We start from the raw sequence: 22,810 nt of genomic DNA on the forward strand, positions 1-22,810 counted from the left end.
AAGCCTTACCGCCGTCGGACATTCGCGATCCATAGCTCGTTCATAGGTCGTTCACATCGACTTTCCGGTCCGGTCACCTTAGCTGCCGGCGACCCTTTCGCGACCAGAGAGCGCCCACCGCATGCGACCACGATTCCTCCGCCGGACCCCCAGATCCGATCCGCCCACCACCGCCGAACCCTCCGCCGGCGGGCACCGCGAGTCGTCGCCCCCTCCCGGCGACACCGACCACACCGGCCACGCCCTCCGGGCACCGAGCAAACTGCACGCGTTCAACCGGTACGAGATCAAGTACCTGGTCGAGACGACGAAGGTGCCGGCGTTGCGGGCCGCACTCGCCGCCCGGATGGTGCCCGACGCGCACGGCGGTGACGGTGGCTACGGCGTCTGGAGCGTCTACTACGACACCACCGACCTGCGGTTCTACTGGGAGAAGATCGAGGGGCTGAAGTTCCGTCGCAAGCTGCGGGTACGCCACTACGGCGACCGGTCCGGCGTGACCGACGACGCGACGGTGCACGTCGAGATCAAGCAACGGGTCAACCGGGTCACCCAGAAGCGCCGGATCGCCGTGCCCTACCGGGTGGCCCGCCGACTCTGCGACGAGCGCGTCATGATCGACCACGATCCCTCCCAGCGCGGTTTCGTCGAGGAGGTGCTGGGACTCGTCTCCGGCCTCGACCTGCGTCCGGTGGCGATGACCGGCTACCAGCGTGAGGCGTTCGTCGGTCAGGCGGCCGACCTGGGCCTGCGGGTCACCCTCGACCACCGGGTACGCGGCCGGGACCGCGACTTCCACCTCGGCGCGGACGCCGAGAACCGCCTGATCATTCCGGCCTCGAAGTCGATCGTCGAGGTCAAGGCGAACGAACGGGTCCCGTACTGGCTCACCGACCTGGCCGGCCGGGCCGAGCTGTCGGTGGTGCGGGTCTCCAAGTACTGCCAGAGCGTCGAGGCGTTCGGTCGCGTGCCGCGCTCGATCTTCCACGTCCAGGATGCCGATCCCGCCGCCGACCTGGTGGCCCCCACCCCGAGAAACGAGGCCTGAACCCCGATGGACATCACGTTCCAGGACCTGTCCGGCACCTTCAGCTCGGGCGACATCGCCCTCACGCTGTCGTTGTCCTTCCTGCTCAGCGCCATGATCGGCTGGGTCTACCGGGCCACCCACCGCAACGTGTCGTACAGCCAGTCGTACGTCCAGACGCTGATCATCCTGGGCATGCTGATCTCGCTGATCATGCTGGTGGTGGGCTCCAACATCGCGCGGGCGTTCGCCCTGGTCGGCGCGCTGTCGGTGGTGCGGTTCCGCAACGCCATCAAGGAGACCCGCGACGTCGGCTTCATCTTCCTGGTGATGGGCGTCGGGATGGCCTGCGGCACCCGGTTCTACAGCCTGGCCGTCGCCGCCGCCGTGGCGATCAGCCTGATCATCGTGGTGATGTACCGGTTCAACTGGTTCGCGCTCAACGTGCAGCGGCAGGTCGTCAAGGTCCAGGTCCCCGCCGGGGGCAACCACACCGCCGACATCCAGGACGTGCTGGTCCGGCACACCACCGAGTTCGAACTGGTCAGCATGGAGACGATCCGGGCCGGTGCGCTCACCGAGATGACGTACACGGTCCGGTTGAAGAAGGGCGGCGAGCCGGGCGACCTGATCAGCGCGCTCAGTGAGCGGACCTCGGGCCAACGGGTGACCGTGCTGACCGGCTACGACCAGACGGACCTGTGATGGCGCGTTCCCTGCGTACCCGGTCGGTGCTGCCGCCCCGGCTGCGTCGCCGGCTGCCGGTCCGGGTGCGGCAGAACTGGAAGCTGCTCACCACCTGTGCGGCCTTCCTCGCCGTGCTGACCCTGGTGCTGGGTACGGAACGGATCCGCCCCTACGTGACCAGCGCCGGGGACTCCGGGGGCGACGTGGTGAGCGTGGACATCCCCGGCACCGTCGACCTCTTCGACGCCGGTCGGGCGCACGAGATGTCGCTGACGTTCCGCGACGCCGACTACGAGCGGATGCTCGACGCCTACTGGAAGGAGGGCGAGAAGGGGTACGTCGAGGCCGACCTGACCGTCGACGGGACCACGATCCCCAGCGTGGGCATCCGGCTCAAGGGCAACTCGACGCTCGGCCAGCTCAGTTGGAAGGGCGAGACGCGGTCCTTCGGGGGCCGGGGTGAGGACGGCGGTGGGCAGCGACCGGGCGGCGGGTTCCCGGGCGGGCCGCCGCAGGGCGCCGGGTTCCCCGGTGGCGGGCCGCCGGACGATGCTGCTTCCGGCGTCCAGCAGCCCGCAGCAGGCGATCAGGCCGGCGGTGGTCAGCAGCCGGGTGGCGGTCAGCAGGCCGGTGGTGGTCAGTTTCCCGGTGGGATGACCCGGACGGCGTTGAAGGCCGAGGAGCCGGAGACGCTGCCGTGGCTGCTCAGCTTCGACGAGTTCGTCGACGGCCGGCGCTACCAGGGGCACCGGGAGGTGGCCGTCCGGGTCGGTGGCATGGGCGGCGGTTCGACAGTGCTCAACGAGGCCCTGTCGCTGTCGCTGCTCGACGCCACGGGTGAGCCCGCGCAGCGGTACGCGTACTCCTCGTTCACCGTCAACGACCGGCCCACCACCGCCCGACTGCTGGTCGAGCACCCGGACGAGCACTTCGCCGATCAGATGGACGGTACCGGCGTGCTCTACAAGTCACTGGCCAGCGGCAGCTTCACCGACCAGGGCGACGACCCGACCGCGTACGCCGACGACTTCAAGCAGATCACCATGAAGGGCAGCCAGGACCTGCAACCGGTGATGAACCTGATCCGGTGGGTGACGTCGGCCAGCGACGAGGAGTTCGCCGCGCAGCTCGCCGACAGGGTCGACGTGGCGTCCTTCGCCCGGTACGTCGCGTTGCAGAATCTGCTGCTCAACTTCGACGACATGGCCGGCCCGGGGAAGAACTACTACCTCTGGTACGACCTGGGGACGAAGAGGTTCAGCGTGATCAGCTGGGACCACAATCTGACCTTCAGCGGCAACGCCAGCCAGGGCCCGCACGACAGCGGCGGGTTGGGCATGGGCCGGGGCGGGCCCGGCGCAGCCGGTGCCGACGGCGCGGCCCCGGGCCAGGCCGCACCGGGCGGGACCGGTCAGCAACCCGGGCAACCGGGTCAGCCCGCCGGTCAGGCCGGACAGCCGGCCGGACCGGGCGCCCGGGGTGCTGGCGACGGGGATGGTCCGCGCGGCGGGATGATGACGGGCCACAAGCTCAAGGAGCGCTTCCTCGCCGCCGACGCCTTCAAGGCGACCTACGAGGACGCCTACCGGGAGCTGTACCAGCAGGTCTACGGCAGCGGGAAGGCGGCGGAGTCGCTCACCGCGATCAGCACGACGCTGAAGGGCGTCGAGGGGGTCGACGCCGCCGCCGTCGACTCCGACGCGGCCCGGCTGCGTACCCTCATCGGCCAGCGGACCGAGAGCCTGGCCAAGCACGAGGTGATCGCCCGAGGCTGAACCCGGTGGGACGCGGGTCCGACGGGCCCGCGTCCCACCGCCGACCTCAGGGATGTCCCCGGGCGAATCCGGATACCCGCCAGGGTGCCGGCTCCCTAGGCTGGCGGACGTGACACTGATCGCGACCGAGTCGCTGACCAAGACGTACGGAGGCCGGGTCACCGCGCTGGCCGACCTCACCGTCGCGGTCGAGCCGGGGATCATCGGACTGGTCGGCGCGAACGGCGCCGGCAAGTCGACCCTGATAAAGATCCTGCTGGGCCTGCTCCCGCCGACCAGCGGACGGGTCCGTGTGCTCGACCTCGACCCCACCACCGACCCGGCGGCGGTCCGCGCCCGGGTCGGCTACATGCCCGAACACGAGGCGCTCCCGCCCGACCTGTCCGCCGCCGAACTCGTCACCCACCTGGGGCGGATGAGCGGCCTGCCCCGCACGGTGGCCCGCGAGCGCGCCTCCGAGACGCTGCGCCACGTCGGTCTCTACGAGGAGCGGTACCGCCCGGTGGGCGGCTACTCCACCGGCATGAAGCAGCGGGTCAAGCTCGCCCAGGCTCTGGTGCACGACCCGGACCTGCTGCTGCTCGACGAGCCCACCAACGGGCTCGACCCGGCCGGCCGGGACGCCATGCTCGCCCTGGTCCACCGGATCGGCACCGAGTTCGGCATCTCCGTCCTGGTCTGCTCGCACCTGCTGGGCGAGGTGGAGCGGATCTGCGACACCCTGGTCGCCATCGACGGGGGGCGGCTGCTGCGTGCCGACCGGATCGACGCGATGACCTCGGCCACCGACCTGCTCGCCGTCGAGGTCAGCGAGGGCACCGACCAGTTGGCCGGCCGGCTCGCCGCGCTCGACCTGCCGGTGACCCGCGACGGCCGGATGCTGCTCGTCCCGCTGGCCGACGAGCGTACCTACGACCTGATCCTCGGCGCGGTCGCCGAGCTGGACCTGCCGTTGCACCGGCTGGACCAGCGCCGGCACCGGGTGGCCGAACTCTTCGCCCCGAGGGAGCCCAGCAATGCCTGAGCCGACCGGCGTCATCCACGACATCGGCTACCAGCGCTACACCGGCCCGCGGCTGGGCCGCCGGCACGTCTTCGGCGCGCTCTACCTGCACGGCCTGCGGACGGTCTTCGGGCTGGGCCGCAGCGCCAAGGCGAAGATCTTCCCCTGGCTGGTGGTCGGCATCGTGACGGTGGTGGCCGCCGGCCTCACCGCCGTCCGCAGCCAGATCGGCGAGGTGGTGATGACGTACGCCCAGTTCGCCGACGCGATGAGCTGGCTGGTCATCTTCTTCGTCGCGGTGGCCGCCCCCGAGCTGGTCTCCCGGGACCTGCGCAGCGGTGTGCTCCCGCTGTACTTCTCCCGGCCGCTGCCGCGTGACGACTACGCGCTGGCCAAGCTGCTCTCCCTGGCCAGCGCGCTGTGGCTGCTGCTGGGCGGGCCGCAGCTGGTGATGTTCCTGGGGGCTGCGTTCACCACCCCCGACGGCCTGCGCGGCACCTGGAACGAGCTGCTGGACCTGCTGCCCGGCCTGCTCTACGCCGGGCTGTGGGCGGCGGTCTTCGCCTCGATCGGTCTGCTGGTCGCCTCGCTCACCGGCAAGCGGGCCTTCGCCGCCGGTGGCATCGTGGCGGTCTTCCTGATGACCACCCCGGTCGTCGGCGTGCTGTCGATCCTGCCCTCGCGGGCCGTCAACGAGCTGGCCCTGCTGGCCTCGCCGTCGACGCTGGTACAGGGGGTCGGCTCGTGGGCGTTGCAGGACCTGCTCTACCCGGGTGCCGGCACCGGCCCGCCGATCGGCGGCTTCGGCCCGGTCTACGCGGTGGTCGCCGTGTTGCTGGTCGCCGCCTGCACCGCCCTGCTGCTGCTGCGATACCGGAAGGTGGCCGCCCGATGACCACACTCGACACCGACGCCCGGCCGGTGGTCACCACCAGCACCCTGGACCTCGCCGGGGTCTCCCGCTGGTACGGCAACGTGGTGGCGGTCAACGACGTCACCATGCGGCTCGGCCCCGGGGTGACCGGCCTGCTCGGCCCGAACGGCGCCGGCAAGACCACCCTGCTGCACATGATGGCCGGCTTCCTCGCCCCGTCCCGGGGCACGCTCACCCTCGACGGGGAGTCCACCTGGCGCAACCCGGCGGTCTACCGGCGGCTCGGGCTGGTCAGCGAGCGGGAGGCGGTGCACTCCTTCCTCACCGCCCGCGAGTTCGTGCTGGCCAGCGCGAAGTTGCACCGGCTGCCCGATCCGGAGGCCGCGGCCCGCCGGGCGATCGAGCTGGTCGAGATGACCGACGCCCAGAACCGCCGGATCGGCACGTACTCCAAGGGGATGCGGCAGCGGACCCGGGTGGCCGCCGCGCTGGTGCACGACCCGCAGGTGCTGCTGCTCGACGAGCCGTTCAACGGGATGGACCCGCGCCAGCGGCTGCACATGATGGGCCTGCTGCACTCCCTCGGCGACGCCGGACGGACGATCCTGTTCAGCTCGCACATCCTGGAGGAGGTCGAGCAGGTCTCCGGCACGGTGCAGGTGATGGTGGCCGGCCGGCTGGCCGCCTCCGGCGACTTCCGCACCATCCGCCGGTTGATGACCAACCGGCCGCACGTCTTCGCGGTCCGCTCCACCGACGACCGGGCGCTGGCCGTGGCGCTGATGGCCGACCCGTCGGTCGCGGGCGTCGAGCTGGACAAGACCGGCCTGACCGTACGCGCCGGTGACTACGGCGCGTTCACCCGGGCGCTGCCCAAGATCGCGCTCGCCCGGCAGATCCGGGTCCGGCAGTTGACCCCCGAGGACGAGTCCCTGGAGAGCGTCTTCTCCTACCTGGTGGAGGCCTGATGTCGACCGTTTCCTGGATCACCGCGCGCGGGCTGTTCGGCCGTCGCCGGTTCCTCATGCTGCTGCCGCTGCCGGCGGTGCTGGTGCTGCTGGCCGTCCTGTGCCGGTCGCTCGGGGTGGACCCGGGCCAGTGGGCCCCGCCGGTGCTGGTCGGTCTCGGCCTGGCCGTGGTGCTGCCGGTGGTGGCGCTCATCGTCGGCACCGGCGTGCTGGGCGCGGAGATCGACGACGGCACGGTGGTGCACATCCTGACCAAGCCGCTGCCGCGTTGGCAGATCGTGCTGCCGAAACTCGCGGTGGCCGCCGGGGTCAGCGCGGTCACCGTCGCCGTGCCGCTCTACGTCGCGGGCGTGCTCGCCGATTCGGTACGTCTCGGCCTGGGCCTGGTCGTCGCCTCGGCGCTCGGCGCGCTGGCCTACTCGGCGCTGTTCCTGGCGCTCAGCCTGGTCACCCGGCGGCCGGTGCTGCTCGGCCTGGTCTACGTGCTGATCTGGGAGGGGCTGCTGGGCAACTTCGTCAGCGGCACCCGGGTGCTGTCGATCCAGCAGTGGGTGATCGCCCTGGCCGACCGGATGGCCCCCACCGACCTGCTGTCGACCACCGTCTCGGTGCCGGTGGCGGCGGTGCTGACCGCCCTGGTGAGCGTCGGCTTCACCGTGCTGGCCATCGACCGCCTCCGCTCCTTCAGCATCGCCGGCGAAACCAGCTGATCCGGTCCGGCCGGCCCGGACTTCGATCGACACGATTGCGCCGGTGTGGCGGTATCCAGGTGCCCCGGATACCGCCACACCGGCGTTCGAGCCCGACCCGGCTCAGAACGCGCTGGCGATGACGAGTTCGGGGGCGCGGTCGGGGAGCAGGTCGAGGGTGGTGATCCGGCCGGCGGCGCGCACGTCGTCGGCGACCAGGGTGAGCTGGTCGAGCAGGCCCGCCGGGCCCAGCGCCTCGGCCAGCGGGACCTCCGCCCGCATCGACAGCTTGCGCTCGGACTTGGCCCGCCGGACCTGGCCCAGCGCGTCTCCGGCCAGCCGCAGCAGGGCCGGGTCACCGGTGCCGGTGATCGCCCGCCCCACCTCGTAGGTGGTCGGCCAGGGGGCCCGGTGCACCGAGCCGTACCGCCACCACGACCAGACCTCCTCGGTCACGTACGGCAGCACCGGGGCGAACAGCCGCAACTGCACCGACAGGGCGGTGGCCAGCGCCGCCCGGGCCGAGTCGGCACCCGGCCCGGTGCCGTAGGCACGTTCCTTCACCAACTCGATGTAGTCGTCGCAGAACCGCCAGAAGAACGCCTCGGTGGCCTGCAACGCGGCCGTGTGGTCGTACCCGTCGAAGGCGGCGGTCGCGGTGGCGACCACGGTGGACAGCTCGGCGAGCAGGGCGGTGTCCAGCGGGGTGGTCGCCGGGGTGCGCAGGGCGTCGGCGGCCCCCAGCCCCAACGCGAACTTCGAGGCGTTGAGCAGCTTGGTGGCCAGCCGCCGGCCCACCCTGATCTGCGCCGGGTCGAAGGCCAGGTCCATGCCGGGCCGGCCGTTGGCCGCCCAGTAGCGCACCGCGTCCGAGCCGTGCTGCTCCAGCAGCGCCATCGGGGTGACCACGTTCCCCTTGGACTTGGACATCTTCTTGCGGTCCGGGTCGAGGATCCAGCCGGAGAGCACCGCGTCCCGCCAGGGCAGCACCCCGTGCTCCAGGTGGGCGCGCACGACGGTGCCGAAGAGCCAGGTCCGGATGATCTCCTGCCCCTGCGGGCGCAGATCCATCGGGAAGATCCGGTCGAACAGCTCCGGGTCGGTCTCCCAACCGCCGACGATCTGCGGGGTCAACGACGAGGTGGCCCAGGTGTCCAGCACGTCCGGGTCGCCGACGAACCCACCGGGCACGCCGCGCTGCGACTCGTCGTAGCCGGGCGGCGGCTCAGCCGACGGGTCGACCGGCAACGACGCCTCGTCCGGTGTGAGAGGGTTGGCATGGTCCGGCTCGCCAAAGGCGTCGAGCCGGTACCACACCGGCACCGGCACCCCGAAGAAGCGCTGCCGGCTGACCAGCCAGTCCCCGGTCAGCCCGCCCACCCAGTGCGCGTAGCGGTGCGCCATGTGCTCCGGCACCCAGCGCAGCTCGTCGCCCCGGGCCAGCAGCTCCGCCCGCAGCCCGGCGTCCCGGCCGCCGTTGCGCAGGTACCACTGCCGGGTCGAGACGATCTCCAACGGCCGGTCGCCGCGTTCGTAGAACTTCACCGGATGGGTGATCTCGCGCGGCTCACCCACCAGGTCACCGGCGTCGCGCAGCTGCTCCACCACGGCCCGCCGGGCGGCGTTGACCGACTGCCCGGAAAGCGCGGCGTAGGGTCCGTCAGGCACGCCGGCCGGCGGCTCGGCCAGCAGCCGGCCGTCCCGGCCGATCACCACCCGGGTCGCCAGGTCGAGATCCCGCCACCAGGTCACGTCGGTCAGGTCGCCGAACGTGCACACCATCGCGATGCCGGTGCCCTTGCCCGGGTCCGCCAGCGGGTGCGCGCGCACCGGCACCCCGACCCCGAACACGGGGGTACGCACGGTCGTGCCCACCAGATCGGCGTACCGCTCGTCGTCCGGGTGGCAGACCAGCGCCACGCAGGCCGGCAGCAGCTCCGGTCGGGTGGTGTCGATCAGCACCTCCCGCCCGTCCGGCCCGGTGAACCGCAGCCGGTGGTACGCCCCCGGGCGCTCCCGGTCCTCCAGTTCCGCCTGCGCCACGGCGGTGCCGAACCCGACGTCCCACAGCGTCGGCGCCTGCGCCTGGTACGCCTCGCCCCGGGCCAGGTTGCGCAGGAACATCCGCTGCGAGGTGGCCCGCGCCGTACGCCCGATCGTGGTGTACGTCAGCGACCAGTCCACCGACAGCCCGAGCCGCCGCCAGAGCGCCTCGAAGACCTGCTCGTCGGCGGCGGTCAACCGTTCGCACAGCTCGACGAAGTTGCGGCGGGAGATCGGCGTCGGCTCCCGGCGTCGGGCCTCGGTGACCGGGGCGTCGGGCGGCTGCCACGCCGGGTCGTACGGCAGGGACGGGTCGCAACTCACCCCGTAGACGTTCTGCACCCGGCGTTCGGTGGGCAGGCCGTTGTCGTCCCAGCCCATCGGGTAGAACACGTTGCGTCCGCGCATCCGCTGGAACCGGGCCACCGTGTCGGTGTGCGTGTACGAGAAGACGTGCCCCATGTGCAGCTCGCCGGATACGGTCGGCGGCGGGGTGTCGATGGCGTACACGTCGTCGCCGCGACCGTGCCGACGCGGGGTCCCCGCCGTCGACCCGCGACCCGCTACGGTCGCCTTCTCCCGGTCGAACGCGTACGTGCCCTCCTCCTGCCAGCGGCGCGCCCAGCGTTCCTCGATGCCGTCCAGGGTGGGACGTTCGGGAACACCGGCGCGGGCCGTCCTCGCCGTATCAGTCATCGGTCGATCGTAGGCAGCCGTCGACCTCCCGCCCACGGCTTTACCGGGCGTGCCGGCGGCACCGCACCGGGTGCCCGGCACGACATGGGTCGTGGCGGGCCGAGTGCCCGGTGCGACGTGGGCCGGACCCGGTGGGCTACCGGTTCGAAGAGCCGACCGGCGGGGCGAGCAGCGGCCCCTTGGTGGCGATCTGGAAGTCGAGCCCGGTGCGGTCGTTGACCCGGTCGAGGATCACCGAGACCGACGCGTAGGTGTTCGTCTCGTCGGGGTTGGTGCACGGCCCCTCGCCGGGATCGCCGTTGTTCAGGATGCCCAGCGCCCGCCCGTCGGACTCGGTGAACAGCGGGCCGCCGCTGTCACCGGGCCGCGCGCACACCCGCACGTCGATGCCGCCGCCGGCCTTGCCGATGACCTCGCCGCAGCGGGTGCCCGGCAGGTAGCCGACCCCGGCACCCGAGTCGACGTACTGCTCGCCGGCCTTCGGGGTGTACGCCGAGCCGGTGGCGCAGACCACCCAGCCGGCCTGCACGGCGGCGTACGGCGTGACGCCGGTGATCGGCACGTCGCGGCTGCCCCTGCCGGCGCAGGCCGGATTGTCGGCCACGCACCAGTAGTTGACCAGGCTCGGCGTGTTGCCGACACTGCGCCTCGGGTACGCCCAGCGGGTGCTGGCCCCCGTGGCGTAGGGCAGGACCGCGTAGTCGTTGGGGAAGTCGTTCTCGGCCAGCACCGGGTTGGTCGACTCGACGCCCACCGGCACCTTCGGCCCGAGGAACTGGTGCCAGGTGTCGTCCACCCGCTGGTGCCGGCCGCCCACCACGCAGTGCCCGGCGGTCAGCACGTAGTACTGCCCGGACTTCGCCCGGACGTTGAAGCCCGTGGTGCAGCCGCCGACGGTGCCGTCGTCGCGGGGCACGTCCAGCCGGATGCCGCCGCGCATCGGCGCCTGCGCGCAGTAGCGCGGGTCGCACGCCTTGGGGATCGCGCCCTCGTCGAGCCGGGCCCGGGCCCGGGCCGGCACCCCGGCCGAGTCGAGCGCACCGGCCAGCCGGGTGTCACCGGCGGGCACCGCGTCGCCGGTGAGCACCAGCACCTCGTTGGCCCGCTCGTCGACCACCACGTCCCGCCCGGCGGTGACGCCCAGCGTCCCGGCCAGTCGGGTCGCCGCCGCGTCCAGGTCGCGCCGCGAGTGCCGGGCCGGCACGACGGTGACGTGCCGGGCGTCCGGCAGCCCGGCGACCGCCCCGGCGACCGGGGCCGGGTCGGTGGCGGCGATGGTGAGCACCCCGCCGCCCGCCTGGTCCAGCCACATCCCGGCGTACGAGTCGGGGAAACGGGTGGCGAGGGTGTCGGCCAGCGGCGCGGACAGCTCCTGGAGGGCCAGCCGGCGGGCGGCCTCGCCCGGGGCGACCCGGTAACGGTCGCTCAGGTAGCTCACCGAGGCGGGGGCGGCCTGCGCGACCTGGGCCGCCGGGCGGGTCGCCACCGGTGCCGGACGCGGTGCGGCGGGCGTCGCGGCCCGGCCACCGACGTCGGTGCCGGCCGCCACCCGGGCCTCCACGGCGACCGGGGCCGCCCCGGCCGCCCAGGTGCCACCTGCCGGTCCGCCGGTCGGACCGGTGCCCCGGTCCATGGCCAACGCCACCCCGGTCGTCCCCATCGTGCTCAGCGTCAACGCCGCTGCCAGCACCACTCGTCCACGGATCCGCACGCCGCAACCTCCCCGTATGCCGGCGACGCGACCGACCCCGCCACGCCCGCCCGGCCGGTCGGACCGGTGGGAACAGGGTCGGGGCCGTCGATGCGGGCAGAGTCTATCCGTCCCCGGCGGGCACCGGTTGCCCCGTACCGTCCGGTTCGGTCCCGACCGCGTTGCTCACCCGCCGGGACCGGGCGGCGGCCGGGTGCGAGGCGTCCGCCGGTCAGCTCAGCGACTCGCGCCACTGCCGGTGCAGCGTGGCGTACCGGCCGCCGGTGGTGGCGAGCCGCGCCGGCGCACCGTCCTCGACGATCCGTCCGGAGTCGACGACCAGCACCCGGTCGGCGGTCTCCACCGTGGAGAGCCGGTGCGCGATCACCAGCGCGGTGCGGTCCCGCAGCACGCTGGCCAGCGCCCGCTGCACCAGCCGCTCGGTCGGCACGTCCAGCGACGACGTCGCCTCGTCCAGGATCAGCACCCGGGGGTCGGCCAGGAACGCGCGGGCGAACGCGACGAGCTGCCGCTGCCCGGCGGAGAGCCGGCCGCCGCGCCGGTGCACCTCGGTGGCGTACCCGTCGGGCAGGGCGGCAATGAAGTCGTGTGCGCCGATCGCCCGCGCCGCCGCCTGCACCGCCGCGTCGGAGGCGTCCGGCCGGCCGAACCGGATGTTCTCCGCCACCGTGCCGCCGAACAGGTGGTTCTCCTGGGTCACCAGCACCACCGCCCGGCGCAGCTCGGCGTCGGACAGGTCCCGCAGGTCGACGCCGTCCAACTCGACCGTGCCGGCGTCCGGGTCGTGGAAGCGGGCGAGCAGCTTCGCCACCGTCGACTTGCCGGCGCCGGTCGGGCCGATCAGGGCCACCGTCTGACCGGCCGGCACGGCCAGGTCCAGCCCGGTCAGGATCGGCGTCTGCGGCCGGTAACCGAAGGAGACCGCGCGGAACGTCACCGCGCCCCGCCCCGGCCCGGCCGGCAACGGCACCGGCGACGCCGGTTCGGGCACCCCCGGCCGTTCGTCGAGCACCCCGGCGAGCTTCTCCAGGGCGGCGGTCGCCGACTGGAGCGAGTTGTAGAACTGGCTCAGCTCCTGCATCGGATCGAAGAACCGGCGCAGATAGAGCAGGAACGCGGCGAGCACCCCCACCTCGGTGTCGCCGCCCAGCACCCGCCAGCCGCCGTACCCGAGCACGGTGGCCACGGTGACGTTGCCGATCACCTTGATCCCCGGCGAGTACGTGGCGATCAGCCGGAACCCGTGCAGACTGGTCCGCCGGTACTCGTCGTTGACCGTCACGAAGATCTGCTGGTTGCGCGGCTCACGGCGGAACGCCTGCACCGCCCGGATGCCGCGTAACGACTCGACGAAATGGACGATCACCAGGGCCACCGCCTCCCGGCTGTGCCGGTAGGCCTGGGCCGAGGCGCGGGCGAACCAGCGGGACAGCCAGAACAGGAACGGGAACGCCAGCAGCGTCACCGCCGCCAGCGGCAGGTCCAGCCAGAGCAGGATGGCGGCCACCGACAGCACCGACAGCGCGGCGGCGACCAGGGTGTCGATCCCCCCGTCGACCAGCTCGGCGATGGAGTCGACGTCGCTGGTGAGCCGGGACACCACCCGGCCGGAGGTGTAGCGCTCGTGGAAGCCGACCGAGAGGGTCAGCAGGTGGCCGTACACCCGCTGGCGCAGATCGAGCAGGACGGCCTGGCCGATCCGGGCGGAGCGGGTGAGGTAGCTGCGCCGGGCGGCGTACTCGGTGACCGCTGCGACGGCGAACGCGCCCGCGACGGCGGCCAGCGGACCCGGGTCCCCGGCGCGCAGCGGCGGCACCGCCCGGTCGATGCCGAGCATGACCAGGTACGGCCCGGCCATCGCGGCGGCGTTCTGGGCCAGCAGCAGGCCCACCGCCACGCCGAGCGACCTGCGGTGCGGGCGGAGCAGGTCGCGCAGTAGCGCCCGGCTGCGCCCCCGCAGCCGGGCCACCGCCTCCGGGGAGTCGTCCTCGGCGCGGCTGCGGTCGGCGTCCGGGTCGGTGGCCCGGCCCCGCCAGTGGTCCAGCGCGACCGACCGGCCGTCACCCCCGGCGGTGCCGTGCTGCCGGGGCGGGCGGCCGTCACCGGCGGTCGTGCGGTGCTGCCGGGCCGGCCGGCGGATCACGAACGCACCAGGCCCGGTGCCGGCGCGGGTTCGGCGGCGAGCACCGCCCGGTACGCCGGCACGGTGGCCAGCAGGTCGCCGTGCCGGCCGACGGCGGTGATCCGACCCCCGTCGAGCAGCGCCACCCGGTCGGCCAGCGCGACCGTCGACGGCCGGTGCACCACCAGCAGCGCGGTGGTGTCCCGCAGCACCCGGCGCAGCGCCGCCTCGACCAGTGCCTCGGTGTGCACGTCCAGGGCGGAGAGCGGGTCGTCGAGAACCAGCAGCGCGGGCCGGCCGAGCACCGCGCGGGCCAGCGCCAGCCGTTGCCGCTGCCCGCCGGAGAGCGACAGCCCCTGCTCGCCCACCCGGGTCGCCAACCCCCACGGCAGGTCGTACGCGAAGTCGGCCTGGGCCAGCGCCAGCGCGGCCCGGACCTCGTCGTCGGTGGCGTCCGGGCAGCCCAGGGTGAGGTTCTCCCAGACCGACATGGAGAACAGCGTCGGCTCCTCGAAGGCCACCCCGACCAGCCGGCGCAGCGCGTCCAGGCGTACCCCGCGCAGGTCGTGCCCGTCCAGGGTGATCCGGCCACCGGTGACGTCGTGCAGCCGGGGCACCAGGGAGAGCAGGGTGCTCTTGCCGCAGCCGGTCGCCCCGACCAGGGCCAGCGTCTCGCCCGGCTCGACGGTCAGCTCGATCTCCCGCAGCACCGGTTCGGCGCTGCCCGGGTAGCGGAACGAAACCCCCTCGAAGCGGAGCCGGCCGCGCACCGCCGAGCGGGCCAGCGGCACGGCGTCCGGGGCGTCCACGATCGACGGCGGGGTGTCCAGCACCTCCTGGATGCGGTCGGCGGCGGTGGCCGCCTCCTGCCCGTTGGCGATGATCCAGCCGAGCGACTGCACCGGCCAGATCAGCATGAGCTGGAGACTGACGAAGGCGACCAGCTCACCGATGGTCAACGCGTCCCGGGCGACCAGCGTCGCGCCACCGACCAGCGTCGCGCCCAGGGTCAGGTTGGGCACCAGGTCGAACAGCGCCGACGCGCCGGCCAGCAGCGCCCCCTTGGCCACGCCGGTGTCGTGCAGCGCGCGGGCCCGCCCGGCGAACCGGTCGGCCAGCTCCGGCCCCCGCCCGTACGCCTTCATGGTGCGCAGCCCCTGCGCGGTCTCCTCGACCAGGGTGGCCACGTCGCCCTGCTGGTCCTGCATCCGCCGCGACGAGGTGTGGTAGTGCCGCCCGAACCGGCGGCTGATCAGGAACAGCGGCACCGCGCTGGCCGCCACCAGCAGCCCCAGCGGCCCGTGCAGGCGGATCAACAGGATCACCACGGCGACGTAGGTGACCACGTTGAGCACCAGGAACAGCAGCCCGAAGGAGAGGAACCGGCGCAGCACCGACAGGTCGCTGATCGCCCGGGAGAGCAGCTGCCCGGACTGCCAGCGGTCGTGGAATCCGGCCGGCAGACGTTGCAGGTGGGCGTACAGGTCGGCGCGGATGGTCGCCTCCATGCCGACCGAGGAGGAGGACTGGCTCCACCGCCGGATGAAGATCAGCACCGCCTCGACCAGGCCGAGCAGCAGGGCCAGCCCGCCGAGGCGGAGCAGCCCCGCCGGGTCGTGCCGGGCGATCGGCCCGTCCACCACCCGCTGCACCACCAGGGGTACGGCCAGACCCGCCCCGGTGGCGGCCAACGCCGCCAGCAACAGCAGGACGTACGCGGCGGCGTACGGACGCAGGTAGCGGCGCAGCCGCCAGAGGTTGCGCAGCGACCGGACCCGACCGTCCGCCCTGGGGTTGGCCGGGTCGCCGTCGCGCTGCGCAGGCACTACCCGACGGTAGCGTCGATCGGCGTCGATTCCGCTGTCAGCTTGCCGTCAGCCGCCGCTCGTGACCGAGCAACCACCTCTTCACCGGCAGACCGTACCGGTAGCCGCCGAGGGTGCCGTCGGTGCGCAGCACCCGATGGCAGGGCACGAAGAGGGCGGCGGCGTTACGGGCACAGGCGGCGGCGGCTGCCCGGACCGCGGCGGGCCGGCCGGCCAGTGCGGCGTACCCGGTGTAGGTGACCGGCTCGCCCGGTTTGACGTCGCGCAGCACGGTCCAGGCGTGGGTCTGGAACGCCCCGCCGCTGTGCTGCCGTACCCGCACCACGTCGATCGCGGTCAGGTCCCCGTCGAGATAGGCGCGGACGGCGGCGGTCACCGGACCGAGGTCGGCGTACGGCGTCAGCGGGCCGCGCAGGCTCGGGTGCACCAGCGGCAGCAGGCTGTCCGGGTCTGCCGTGAAACCGGCGGCCCGGACTGCGCCGTCGGGGTCGACGAGCACGCTGAACGGGCCGGCCGGGGTGTCCATGGTGGTGGTGCCGAGGGTCGTCATGCCGCTCTCCAGAGTCTGATCGCCGCGTACGACCGCCAGGGTCGCCAGCGGTCGGCGTACGTGTCCAGGGTGGTGGGGGTGGCCGGCAGGCCGAGGGCGGCAGCGCCCCGACGTACCGCGAGGTCGGTGGGGAGGAGCACGTCGGGGTCGCCGAGGGCCCGCATGGCCAGGTAACCGGCGGTCCACGGGCCGATCCCGGGCAGCGCGGTCAACCGTCGTACCGTCTCCGCCCGGTCGCCGCCCGGCTCCAGGTCTACCTCCCCGGCGGCGACCGCCCGGGCCAGCGCCCGGATCGTCTCCCGCCGGGCGGCCGGCATCCCGAACGCCGCATCCGGCAACCCCAGCACCTCCTCCGCCCCCGGGAACCCCCACACCCCCCACCCGCCTGCCCCGCCCCCGTCCGCCGCGCCGCCCCCGTCGGCCGCGCCGCCCCCGTCCGCCGCGGCGCGGTGATCAAGAGGTTTGCGTCGCCGGGAAGCGCTCTCCGTGACGCAAACCTCTTGATCACCGGAGCCGGAGCCGGAGCCGGGGCCGGGGCGGGGGCCGGAGCGGGGGTGGGGGCCGGGGGTGAGGGCCGGGTGGGTGAGGAGGCGGGTGAGGGTGGTGCGGGCGGCGGGGAGGGAGACCTGTTGGCCGATGATGGCCCGCAGCGCCATCTCGAAGCCGTCCACCGCCCGGGGCACCCGCACGCCGGGTTCGGCGGCGACGACCCCGGCCAGGGCCGGATCGGCGGCCAACGTCTGGTCGACCGCCTCCGGATCGGCGTCCAGGTCGAACAGGCGACGGCAGCGGGCCACCGCCGGGGCCAGGTCCCGCAGGTCGGCCAGGCGCAGCGTCGCCCCGACGTACCCGGTCGTCGGGGTCAGCGCGATCTGCGCCGGGCCGTGCGGCAGCCACAACCCCCGGCGGTACGTCCCGTCGCGCACCTCGTCGAGGCCGGGCAGCGTCCGGGCGGCCAGGAACCCCAGCAGGGCGGCGGCGTGCAGCGGCGGCCGGTACGCCAGCCGGAGCGTGATCGTGCCCGCCCCACCCGGCGTCGGCGGGCCGCCCCGCCCGGTGCGCAACTGCGACGGCACCGTCCCGTACACCTGCCGGACGGTGTCGTTGAACTGCCGTACGCTGCCGAACCCGGCTGCGAACGCCACCTCCGCGAGGCCCAGCCCGGTCGTCTCGATCAACGTTCGGGCGGTCTGGGCGCGTTGGGCCCGCGCCAGCGCCAGCGGTCCTGCGCCCAGCTCCGCCCGGAGCATCCGGTGCAGGTGCCGTTGCGTGTAGCCCAGCCGGGCGGCCAACCCGGGTACGCCGTCCCGGTCGACCACCCCGTCGGCGATGAGCCGCATGGCGCGACCCACCACGTCGGCGCGGACGTCCCACTGCGGTGAGCCGGGCGCGGCGTCCGGGCGGCACCGGCGGCAGGCCCGTAGGCCGGCCCCCTGCGCGGCGGCTGCCGACGGGAAGAAGCGGACGTTACGCCGCTTCGGGGTGATCGCCGGGCAGGACGGCCGGCAGTAGATCCCGGTCGACGTGACGCCCGTGTAGAACCACCCGTCGAACCGCTGGTCACGGCTGTCCACGGCGCGGTAGCACCGTTCGAAGTCCAACTCCACGCCACCGATCATGCCCGCAGCTCACCGGCAGTGGCTCGCGGGAATCGGACCTGAGCGTGCGGGCGGCGCTGACCTCCCCACCCCGGCCGTCCCGGGGTGGGGAGGTGGTGCGTCAGCGCGCGGGAACGGGGCCGGTCGCGGGGCCCTGGTCGACGGGCGGTGCGCTGCGGGCAGGGGCCGGCGCGGTGACCGGGCCGGTGCGCGGTCCGTCGACGCGCGGCGCGGGCGTCGCCGGAACGGGCGACGCGGGGATGGCGGTCGTCGCCGGAACGGGCGACGCGGGGATGGCGGGCGACGCCGGAATCGGCGACGCGGGTACGGCGGTCGAGGCCGGCCTGCCCGGGGACGCGGTGGTGCTCCGGGCCGGAACGGGTGCCGCCGGCCCACCGTCGCGGCCGGTCCGGGCGCCCTGGTCGACGGGGGGTTCGGTCACCGCCGCCGGGACGGGGGCGGCGGGCGGCCCGCTCGGCGTCGACGCCGGTACGGCGGGCGGGGCGTCCCCGCCTCTGCCGGCGGCCATCGCGAACGGGGTGGCGATCAGCATGGCGGCGAGGACCCCCGCCGCGCTCATCGTGATCGTGGCGCGGCGGCGGGACCGGGCCCGGCGTTCCGCCCGGTTCAGGTGGTCGTGCACTGTCGGTGCCTCCTCGGCGAGGTCGGAGAGGGTGGCGCGGATGAGGTTCTCGATGGGCGTGGTCACCGCCGTACCTCCAGCAGTTCGATGTCCGGCAGGAGTTGCCGCAGCCGGGCCACGGCCCGGTGGGTGCGGCTGCGTACGGTGCCGACCGAGCAGCCGAGCGCGGCGGCCACCTGGGTCTCGGTCAGGTCCTCGTAGTAGCGCAGGACCACGACGGTGCGCTGGGCCGCCGGCAGCGCGCGCAGCGCGGCCCGCATCGCCAGCCGTACGTCGGTGCCGCCGAACAGGTCCGGACCGGCCGGGTCGTCGACGCCGGTGAGCAGCGTCTCCCGGTACCGGCGCAGCCGCCGCCACCAGCTGACCTGCTCCCGGTACATGACCGTGCGCAGGTAGCCCTCCGGGTCGGTATGGCGCAGGTCACGCCACCTCGGAATGGTCTTGGCCAGCGCCGACTGGAACAGGTCCTCGGCGGCGTGCCGGTCCCCGGTGAGCAGGTACGCGACCCGCATCAGGGCAGGTGCCCGGCTGGTCACGAACTCGGCCAGCCGGGCCCGATCGTCCTCGTCCACCCACCCTCCCCGTCATTGTCTGTCACCGATACAGACGCCCCAGCTCACCCCGCCTATCCCGGTCCCGGGGATCAGTTTCCGGCCCGGAAAGTGTCGGTAGTGGTCGGTAGCGTCCCGGCACCAACTCCAGAAAGGGTGCGGCGATGGCGAGCGTGACCGGGCGGGGCGACCCTCGGTCAGGGCCGGGGCGGCTGGACGACGCCACCGCGCAGGGCCTCTACGACCGGATGCGGGTGGTCGCGCCGGCCGCTTTCGGCGCGATCGAGCGGGACCGGGCCGACGATCCGGCACGACCGTTCGCCGACACCGCCTGCGGTCGGCTCGTCGGCTCCCTCGACGCGGCCGGCCTGCGGGCGCTGGGCATGTGGGCGCACCACTGGTGCATGCGGTTCTACGACGACGACACCCGGGTCGGCCGCCGGCTGGTCCGGGAGATCGCGGGCCGGCGGGGGCTGGGCTGGACGGTCGACGAGGTGCGCTGGATGCTCGGCGAGTCCGAACGGGCCGGCCCGAGTGCCGGGGACCGGCTCACCCTGCCGCTGGCGGCGGCCTCCGAGTTGCCCGGGGTGGCCGACGGCGGGGCGGCCTGGCGACTCGCCGGGTGACCCCGGCCGGCGGGCCGGGGGAGGTGGCGGTGGCGCAGGATGGCAGCGGAGCCAGCCGCAGAGAGGACCGACATGCCCGCCACCGAACCGACGATCGTCGCCACCAGCATGGGTTTCACCAGTCGTGGCCGGGGCCCCTGGGATGCCGATCCCGGACCGGTCTTCGACCTGATGGCCGAGTTGGCGCAGGCCGACGAGCCGCGGATCTGCTACCTCAACCAGGCCGTCGGCGACCAACCCACCGCGCTGACCGTCTTCCACGGCGCGTTCGCCGGCACCCGCTACCGCCCCTCGCACCTGGCGCTGTTCCCGATGCCCAACGTCGAGGACGTCCGGGCGCACCTGCTCGGCCAGGACATCATCTGGGTCGGTGGCGGCAGCGTGGCCAACCTCTGCGCGGTGTGGCGGGTGCACGGGCTGCCGGAGATCCTGCGCGAGTGCTGGGAGGCCGGGGTGGTGCTCGGCGGGGTCTCCGCCGGTTCGATCTGCTGGCACGTCGGCGGCACCACCGACAGCTACGGCCGGCGGTTGCGGGCCTACACCGACGGCCTGGGCTGGCTGCCGTACGGCAACGGGGTTGCACTACGACAGCGAGGCGCAGCGCCGGCCGCTGCTGCACCGGCTGGTCGCCGACGGCACGTTGCCGGCCAGCCTCTGCACCGACGACGGGGTGGGGCTGGTCTACCGGGGCACCCGGCTGGCCGAGGCGGTCGCCGACCGGGCCGGGGTGGCCGCGTACGAGGTGGTGCCGGACGGTGCCGGCGGGGTGCGGGAGACCCGGATCGAACCCCGGTTGCTCACCGCCTGAGCCGCCCCGGCGGTGCCGACGGGGCCGCCTGCCGGGTGACGGCGTAAGCTGGCCCGTCGTGAGTCTCACCATCGGCATCGTCGGCCTGCCCAACGTCGGCAAGAGCACCCTGTTCAACGCGTTGACCAAGAACGACGTGCTCGCGGCGAACTACCCGTTCGCCACGATCGAGCCCAACGTCGGGGTGGTGGGGCTGCCGGACGCGCGGCTCGACAAGCTGGCCGAGATCTTCTCGTCGCAGAAGGTGCTGCCCGCCCCGGTGTCGTTCGTCGACATCGCCGGTCTGGTCCGGGGGGCGTCGAAGGGGCAGGGCCGGGGCAACGCGTTCCTGGCGAACATCCGCGACGCCTCGGCGATCTGCCAGGTGGTGCGGGCGTTCTCCGACCCGAACGTGGTGCACGTCGACGGCAAGGTCTCGCCCGCCGACGACATCGAGACGATCAACACGGAGCTGATCCTGGCCGACCTGCAGACCCTGGAGAAGGCGCTGCCCCGGCTGGAGAAGGAGGCCAAGCTCCGCAAGGACCGGGCCGCCGCCGTGGCCGCCGCGAAGCAGGCCGTCGAGGTGCTCGACGGCGGCACCACCCTGTACGCCGGGGCCGCCGCCGCCAAGATCGAGCTGGAGCACCTGCGGGAGCTGCACCTGCTCACCACCAAGCCGTTCCTGTACGTGTTCAACGTCGACGAGGCCGAGCTGGGCAACGCCGCCTTCCTCGACGAACTGCGCGCCCTGGTGGCTCCCGCCGAGGCCGTGTTCATGGATGCCAAGATCGAATCCGAGCTGGTCGACCTGCCCGAGGAGGAGGCCCGCGAGCTGCTGGAGTCGATCGGGCAGTCGGAGCCGGGGCTGGACCAGCTCGTCCGGGTCGGCTTCCGCACGCTCGGGCTCCAGACGTACCTCACGGCGGGGCCGAAGGAGGCGCGCGCCTGGACGGTGCCGGTCGGCGCGACCGCCCCGGAGGCCGCCGGGGTGATCCACAGCGACTTCCAGCGCGGCTTCATCAAGGCCGAGGTGGTCTCCTACGACGACCTGGTCACGGCCGGTTCGATGGCGGCGGCGAAGGCCGCCGGCAAGGTCCGGATCGAGGGCAAGGAGTACGTCATGCAGGACGGCGACGTGGTGGAATTCAGGTTCAATGTCTGATTTCGGTCCACCGTCTGCCGTCCAGCTCGATCCCGTGGCGCTTTTCCTACTCGTTTGACACACTGGGTTGATGAGTGAAGCGGTGTACCGGATCGGTGAGGGGCCGGCGACGCGGGTGAGTCTGTCCCTGCCCGAGGGGACAGCGGAGGCGATCCGGGCGCGGGTCGGCAAGCGGGAGTTCTCCGCGTTCATTGCCGAGGCAGTCGAGCGTGAGCTGCGCGGGCAGGTGCTCGACGAGTACCTGGCCGACTATGAGGTTCGCAAGGGGCCGGTCTCCGAGGGAGCTCGTCAGCGAGCGCGGCAGGTCTTCGACGAGGCGTTCGCCGAGGAGGGCGAGTGGCCCGCCGCAAGCTGATCCACGAAGGAACGCTGGTCCTCGACAGCGAAGGACTCGCAAAGCTGCTCGCCGATGACGAGCAAGTGGTGGCGATGACGGCCGAGGCGCGCTCGCGCGGCATGGAGGCCGTGATCAGCGCACTCACCATCATCGAGGCCGTCCATGCCCGCACGCATAAGGCACGCCTGAACTGGGTGCTTTCTGGGCTGCGAGTGATTCCGGTTGGCGACGAGGAAGCGCGGGGGGCCTCGGAGTTGCTGATGAACGCTGGTCTGCACGGGCACAAGTACGCGATTGATGCGGCAGTCGCCGAGGCTGCGCTGCGCCAGCATCGCCCGGTGGTAATGCTGACTTCCGACATCGACGACATGGCCAAGCTCTGCGGCGATCGTATCCGGCTTGTGGCGGTGTGAGTCCCGGCTTCGGCGTCGTCGACCGCGCGCCAGGTGATGTTGTCCGGCGACGCAACCCGGTCGAGCTCCGCTTCAACGTCCAGGCGCGGTCCACCGTGTCGCGGACGGTTCCCGGCTGGGAGCCGCGTCGGACGGCCCCGGCGCCCGAACCGCGTTGTCAGGTCGGTTGACCGGATCTACGGTGGTCCGATGCTGATCCGAGACGCCGAGGACGGCGACTGGCCCGCGATCTACCCCTTCTTCAGCGAGATCGTGGCGCAGGGGCGCACGTACGCGTTCCCCGAGAACCTGTCGCTGGAGCAGGGTCGCGGGTGGTGGATGGAGTCCCCGCCGGGGTGCACCGTCGTCGCGGTGGACGGGTCGACCGTGCTCGGAAGCGCGAAGATGGGTCCGAACCGGCCCGGTCGGGGCGCGCACGTGGCGACGGCCAGTTTCATGGTCGATCCACGGCATGCCGGCCGTGGTGTCGGTCGTGCTCTCGCTGAGCACGTCGTCGACCGGGCGCGGGCCACCGGTTACCGGAGCATCCAGTTCAACGCGGTCGTCGAGACGAACGAGGTCGCGGTGCGGCTGTGGCGTTCGCTGAGCTTCGAGGTGCTCGCCACCGTCCCGGAGGCCTTCGACCACCCCGAGCACGGCCTGGTGGGGCTGCACGTGATGTTCCTGGATCTGGGGTCGACCGGCCGCGCCGTCGAGCGGTGACGGAACGCGGTGGGGTT

Annotated in this window: 19 protein-coding genes and 3 pseudogenes; 13 read left to right on the plus strand and 9 right to left on the minus strand. The window is 73.2% G+C overall.

Features of this window, described 5'->3' with window-relative positions:
- The first annotated feature begins 121 nt into the window (after positions 1-121).
- The 7 genes from ACWCHM_RS00785 to ACWCHM_RS00815 are packed head-to-tail and all read left to right on the plus strand — an operon-like array spanning position 122 to position 7,044.
- Positions 122-1,048, plus strand: a complete 927-nt coding sequence (locus tag ACWCHM_RS00785; RefSeq protein WP_421490095.1) for a polyphosphate polymerase domain-containing protein — start codon at positions 122-124, stop codon at positions 1,046-1,048.
- A gap of 6 nt (positions 1,049-1,054) precedes the next feature.
- On the plus strand, positions 1,055-1,732 hold the full coding sequence (locus ACWCHM_RS00790) for a DUF4956 domain-containing protein (protein ID WP_454221255.1): 678 nt from the start codon (positions 1,055-1,057) through the stop codon (positions 1,730-1,732).
- A complete protein-coding gene (locus tag ACWCHM_RS00795; RefSeq protein WP_454221256.1) occupies positions 1,732-3,489 on the plus strand; it encodes a CotH kinase family protein in 1,758 nt (585 codons plus the stop codon). Before ACWCHM_RS00790 ends, ACWCHM_RS00795 begins: the two co-directional genes overlap by 1 nt.
- A 52-nt stretch (positions 3,490-3,541) precedes the next feature.
- Positions 3,542-4,513, plus strand: coding sequence for an ABC transporter ATP-binding protein (locus ACWCHM_RS00800; RefSeq protein WP_421490098.1), 972 nt, complete (start codon positions 3,542-3,544; stop codon positions 4,511-4,513).
- Positions 4,506-5,387 carry an ABC transporter permease gene (locus ACWCHM_RS00805; RefSeq protein WP_281894491.1) on the plus strand — a complete coding sequence of 294 codons (882 nt, stop codon included), beginning with the start codon at positions 4,506-4,508 and terminating at the stop codon, positions 5,385-5,387. Before ACWCHM_RS00800 ends, ACWCHM_RS00805 begins: the two co-directional genes overlap by 8 nt.
- Complete coding sequence (locus ACWCHM_RS00810; RefSeq protein WP_281894489.1) at positions 5,384-6,334, plus strand: ABC transporter ATP-binding protein; 951 nt, start codon at positions 5,384-5,386, stop codon at positions 6,332-6,334. Before ACWCHM_RS00805 ends, ACWCHM_RS00810 begins: the two co-directional genes overlap by 4 nt.
- A complete protein-coding gene (locus tag ACWCHM_RS00815) occupies positions 6,334-7,044 on the plus strand; it encodes an ABC transporter permease (protein ID WP_204957795.1) in 711 nt (236 codons plus the stop codon). The genes ACWCHM_RS00810 and ACWCHM_RS00815 overlap by 1 nt, the downstream gene beginning before the upstream one ends.
- 102 nt (positions 7,045-7,146) lie before the next feature.
- On the opposite strand, the gene valS is transcribed toward ACWCHM_RS00815, so the two are convergent.
- The 9 genes and pseudogenes from valS to ACWCHM_RS00860 all read right to left on the minus strand — a co-directional run bounded on the left by valS (position 7,147) and on the right by ACWCHM_RS00860 (position 18,784).
- A complete protein-coding gene (gene valS, locus ACWCHM_RS00820) occupies positions 7,147-9,762 on the minus strand; it encodes a valine--tRNA ligase (protein ID WP_454221257.1) in 2,616 nt (871 codons plus the stop codon).
- Positions 9,763-9,898: 136 nt separating this feature from the next.
- The gene (locus ACWCHM_RS00825; protein ID WP_454221258.1) at positions 9,899-11,473 is read right to left on the minus strand and encodes a trypsin-like serine protease; all 1,575 of its coding nucleotides are present in this window, start codon (positions 11,471-11,473) and stop codon (positions 9,899-9,901) included.
- Positions 11,474-11,684: 211 nt separating this feature from the next.
- On the minus strand, positions 11,685-13,517 hold the full coding sequence (locus ACWCHM_RS00830; protein WP_281894553.1) for an ABC transporter ATP-binding protein: 1,833 nt from the start codon (positions 13,515-13,517) through the stop codon (positions 11,685-11,687).
- A gap of 95 nt (positions 13,518-13,612) precedes the next feature.
- A complete protein-coding gene (locus tag ACWCHM_RS00835; protein ID WP_454221259.1) occupies positions 13,613-15,421 on the minus strand; it encodes an ABC transporter ATP-binding protein in 1,809 nt (602 codons plus the stop codon).
- Positions 15,422-15,458: 37 nt separating this feature from the next.
- Positions 15,459-15,971 carry a methylated-DNA--[protein]-cysteine S-methyltransferase gene (locus tag ACWCHM_RS00840; RefSeq protein ID WP_454221260.1) on the minus strand — a complete coding sequence of 171 codons (513 nt, stop codon included), beginning with the start codon at positions 15,969-15,971 and terminating at the stop codon, positions 15,459-15,461.
- Positions 15,968-16,342 (minus strand): annotated as a pseudogene (locus ACWCHM_RS00845) (DNA-3-methyladenine glycosylase family protein); the annotation flags it as partial. The gene ACWCHM_RS00840 and the pseudogene ACWCHM_RS00845, both read right to left, overlap by 4 nt.
- A gap of 198 nt (positions 16,343-16,540) precedes the next feature.
- Positions 16,541-17,578, minus strand: a pseudogene (locus ACWCHM_RS00850) (bifunctional transcriptional activator/DNA repair enzyme AdaA); the annotation flags it as partial.
- 112 nt (positions 17,579-17,690) lie between these two features.
- The gene (locus ACWCHM_RS00855) at positions 17,691-18,278 is read right to left on the minus strand and encodes a hypothetical protein (protein ID WP_454221261.1); all 588 of its coding nucleotides are present in this window, start codon (positions 18,276-18,278) and stop codon (positions 17,691-17,693) included.
- The gene (locus ACWCHM_RS00860; RefSeq protein ID WP_454221262.1) at positions 18,275-18,784 is read right to left on the minus strand and encodes a SigE family RNA polymerase sigma factor; all 510 of its coding nucleotides are present in this window, start codon (positions 18,782-18,784) and stop codon (positions 18,275-18,277) included. Before ACWCHM_RS00860 ends, ACWCHM_RS00855 begins: the two co-directional genes overlap by 4 nt.
- Positions 18,785-18,927: 143 nt before the next feature.
- Between ACWCHM_RS00860 and ACWCHM_RS00865 the strand changes: the two genes are divergently transcribed.
- From ACWCHM_RS00865 to ACWCHM_RS00890, 6 genes and pseudogenes are all read left to right on the plus strand, one after another.
- Positions 18,928-19,389: a hypothetical protein gene (locus tag ACWCHM_RS00865; protein WP_454221263.1), complete on the plus strand. Its 462-nt coding sequence runs from the start codon at positions 18,928-18,930 to the stop codon at positions 19,387-19,389.
- Between the two features lie 72 nt (positions 19,390-19,461).
- A pseudogene (locus ACWCHM_RS00870) lies at positions 19,462-20,197 on the plus strand (Type 1 glutamine amidotransferase-like domain-containing protein).
- 58 nt (positions 20,198-20,255) lie between these two features.
- Positions 20,256-21,341 (plus strand): redox-regulated ATPase YchF, encoded by a 1,086-nt coding sequence (gene ychF, locus ACWCHM_RS00875; protein ID WP_454221264.1) that lies wholly within the window; start codon positions 20,256-20,258, stop codon positions 21,339-21,341.
- A gap of 70 nt (positions 21,342-21,411) precedes the next feature.
- A complete protein-coding gene (locus tag ACWCHM_RS00880) occupies positions 21,412-21,696 on the plus strand; it encodes a hypothetical protein (RefSeq protein WP_282344024.1) in 285 nt (94 codons plus the stop codon).
- Positions 21,678-22,091, plus strand: coding sequence for a hypothetical protein (locus ACWCHM_RS00885; protein ID WP_454221265.1), 414 nt, complete (start codon positions 21,678-21,680; stop codon positions 22,089-22,091). The genes ACWCHM_RS00880 and ACWCHM_RS00885 overlap by 19 nt, the downstream gene beginning before the upstream one ends.
- A 189-nt stretch (positions 22,092-22,280) precedes the next feature.
- The gene (locus ACWCHM_RS00890; protein WP_454221266.1) at positions 22,281-22,793 is read left to right on the plus strand and encodes an N-acetyltransferase family protein; all 513 of its coding nucleotides are present in this window, start codon (positions 22,281-22,283) and stop codon (positions 22,791-22,793) included.
- Positions 22,794-22,810 lie beyond the last annotated feature (17 nt).

It is taken from the genome of Micromonospora sp. SCSIO 07396 (genome assembly GCF_053667945.1).

Coding starts and splice junctions, on each gene's coding strand:
- ACWCHM_RS00890 (WP_454221266.1), top strand. CDS start 22,281: ATGCTGATCCGAGACGCCGAGGACGGCGACTGGCCCGCGATCTACCCC.
- ACWCHM_RS00795 (WP_454221256.1), top strand. CDS start 1,732: ATGGCGCGTTCCCTGCGTACCCGGTCGGTGCTGCCGCCCCGGCTGCGT.
- ACWCHM_RS00805 (WP_281894491.1), top strand. CDS start 4,506: ATGCCTGAGCCGACCGGCGTCATCCACGACATCGGCTACCAGCGCTAC.
- ACWCHM_RS00815 (WP_204957795.1), top strand. CDS start 6,334: ATGTCGACCGTTTCCTGGATCACCGCGCGCGGGCTGTTCGGCCGTCGC.
- ACWCHM_RS00880 (WP_282344024.1), top strand. CDS start 21,412: ATGAGTGAAGCGGTGTACCGGATCGGTGAGGGGCCGGCGACGCGGGTG.
- ACWCHM_RS00800 (WP_421490098.1), top strand. CDS start 3,542: ATGTCCCCGGGCGAATCCGGATACCCGCCAGGGTGCCGGCTCCCTAGG.
- ACWCHM_RS00790 (WP_454221255.1), top strand. CDS start 1,055: ATGGACATCACGTTCCAGGACCTGTCCGGCACCTTCAGCTCGGGCGAC.
- ACWCHM_RS00810 (WP_281894489.1), top strand. CDS start 5,384: ATGACCACACTCGACACCGACGCCCGGCCGGTGGTCACCACCAGCACC.
- ACWCHM_RS00785 (WP_421490095.1), top strand. CDS start 122: ATGCGACCACGATTCCTCCGCCGGACCCCCAGATCCGATCCGCCCACC.
- valS (WP_454221257.1), bottom strand. CDS start 9,762: ATGACTGATACGGCGAGGACGGCCCGCGCCGGTGTTCCCGAACGTCCC.
- ACWCHM_RS00865 (WP_454221263.1), top strand. CDS start 18,928: ATGGCGAGCGTGACCGGGCGGGGCGACCCTCGGTCAGGGCCGGGGCGG.
- ACWCHM_RS00840 (WP_454221260.1), bottom strand. CDS start 15,971: ATGACGACCCTCGGCACCACCACCATGGACACCCCGGCCGGCCCGTTC.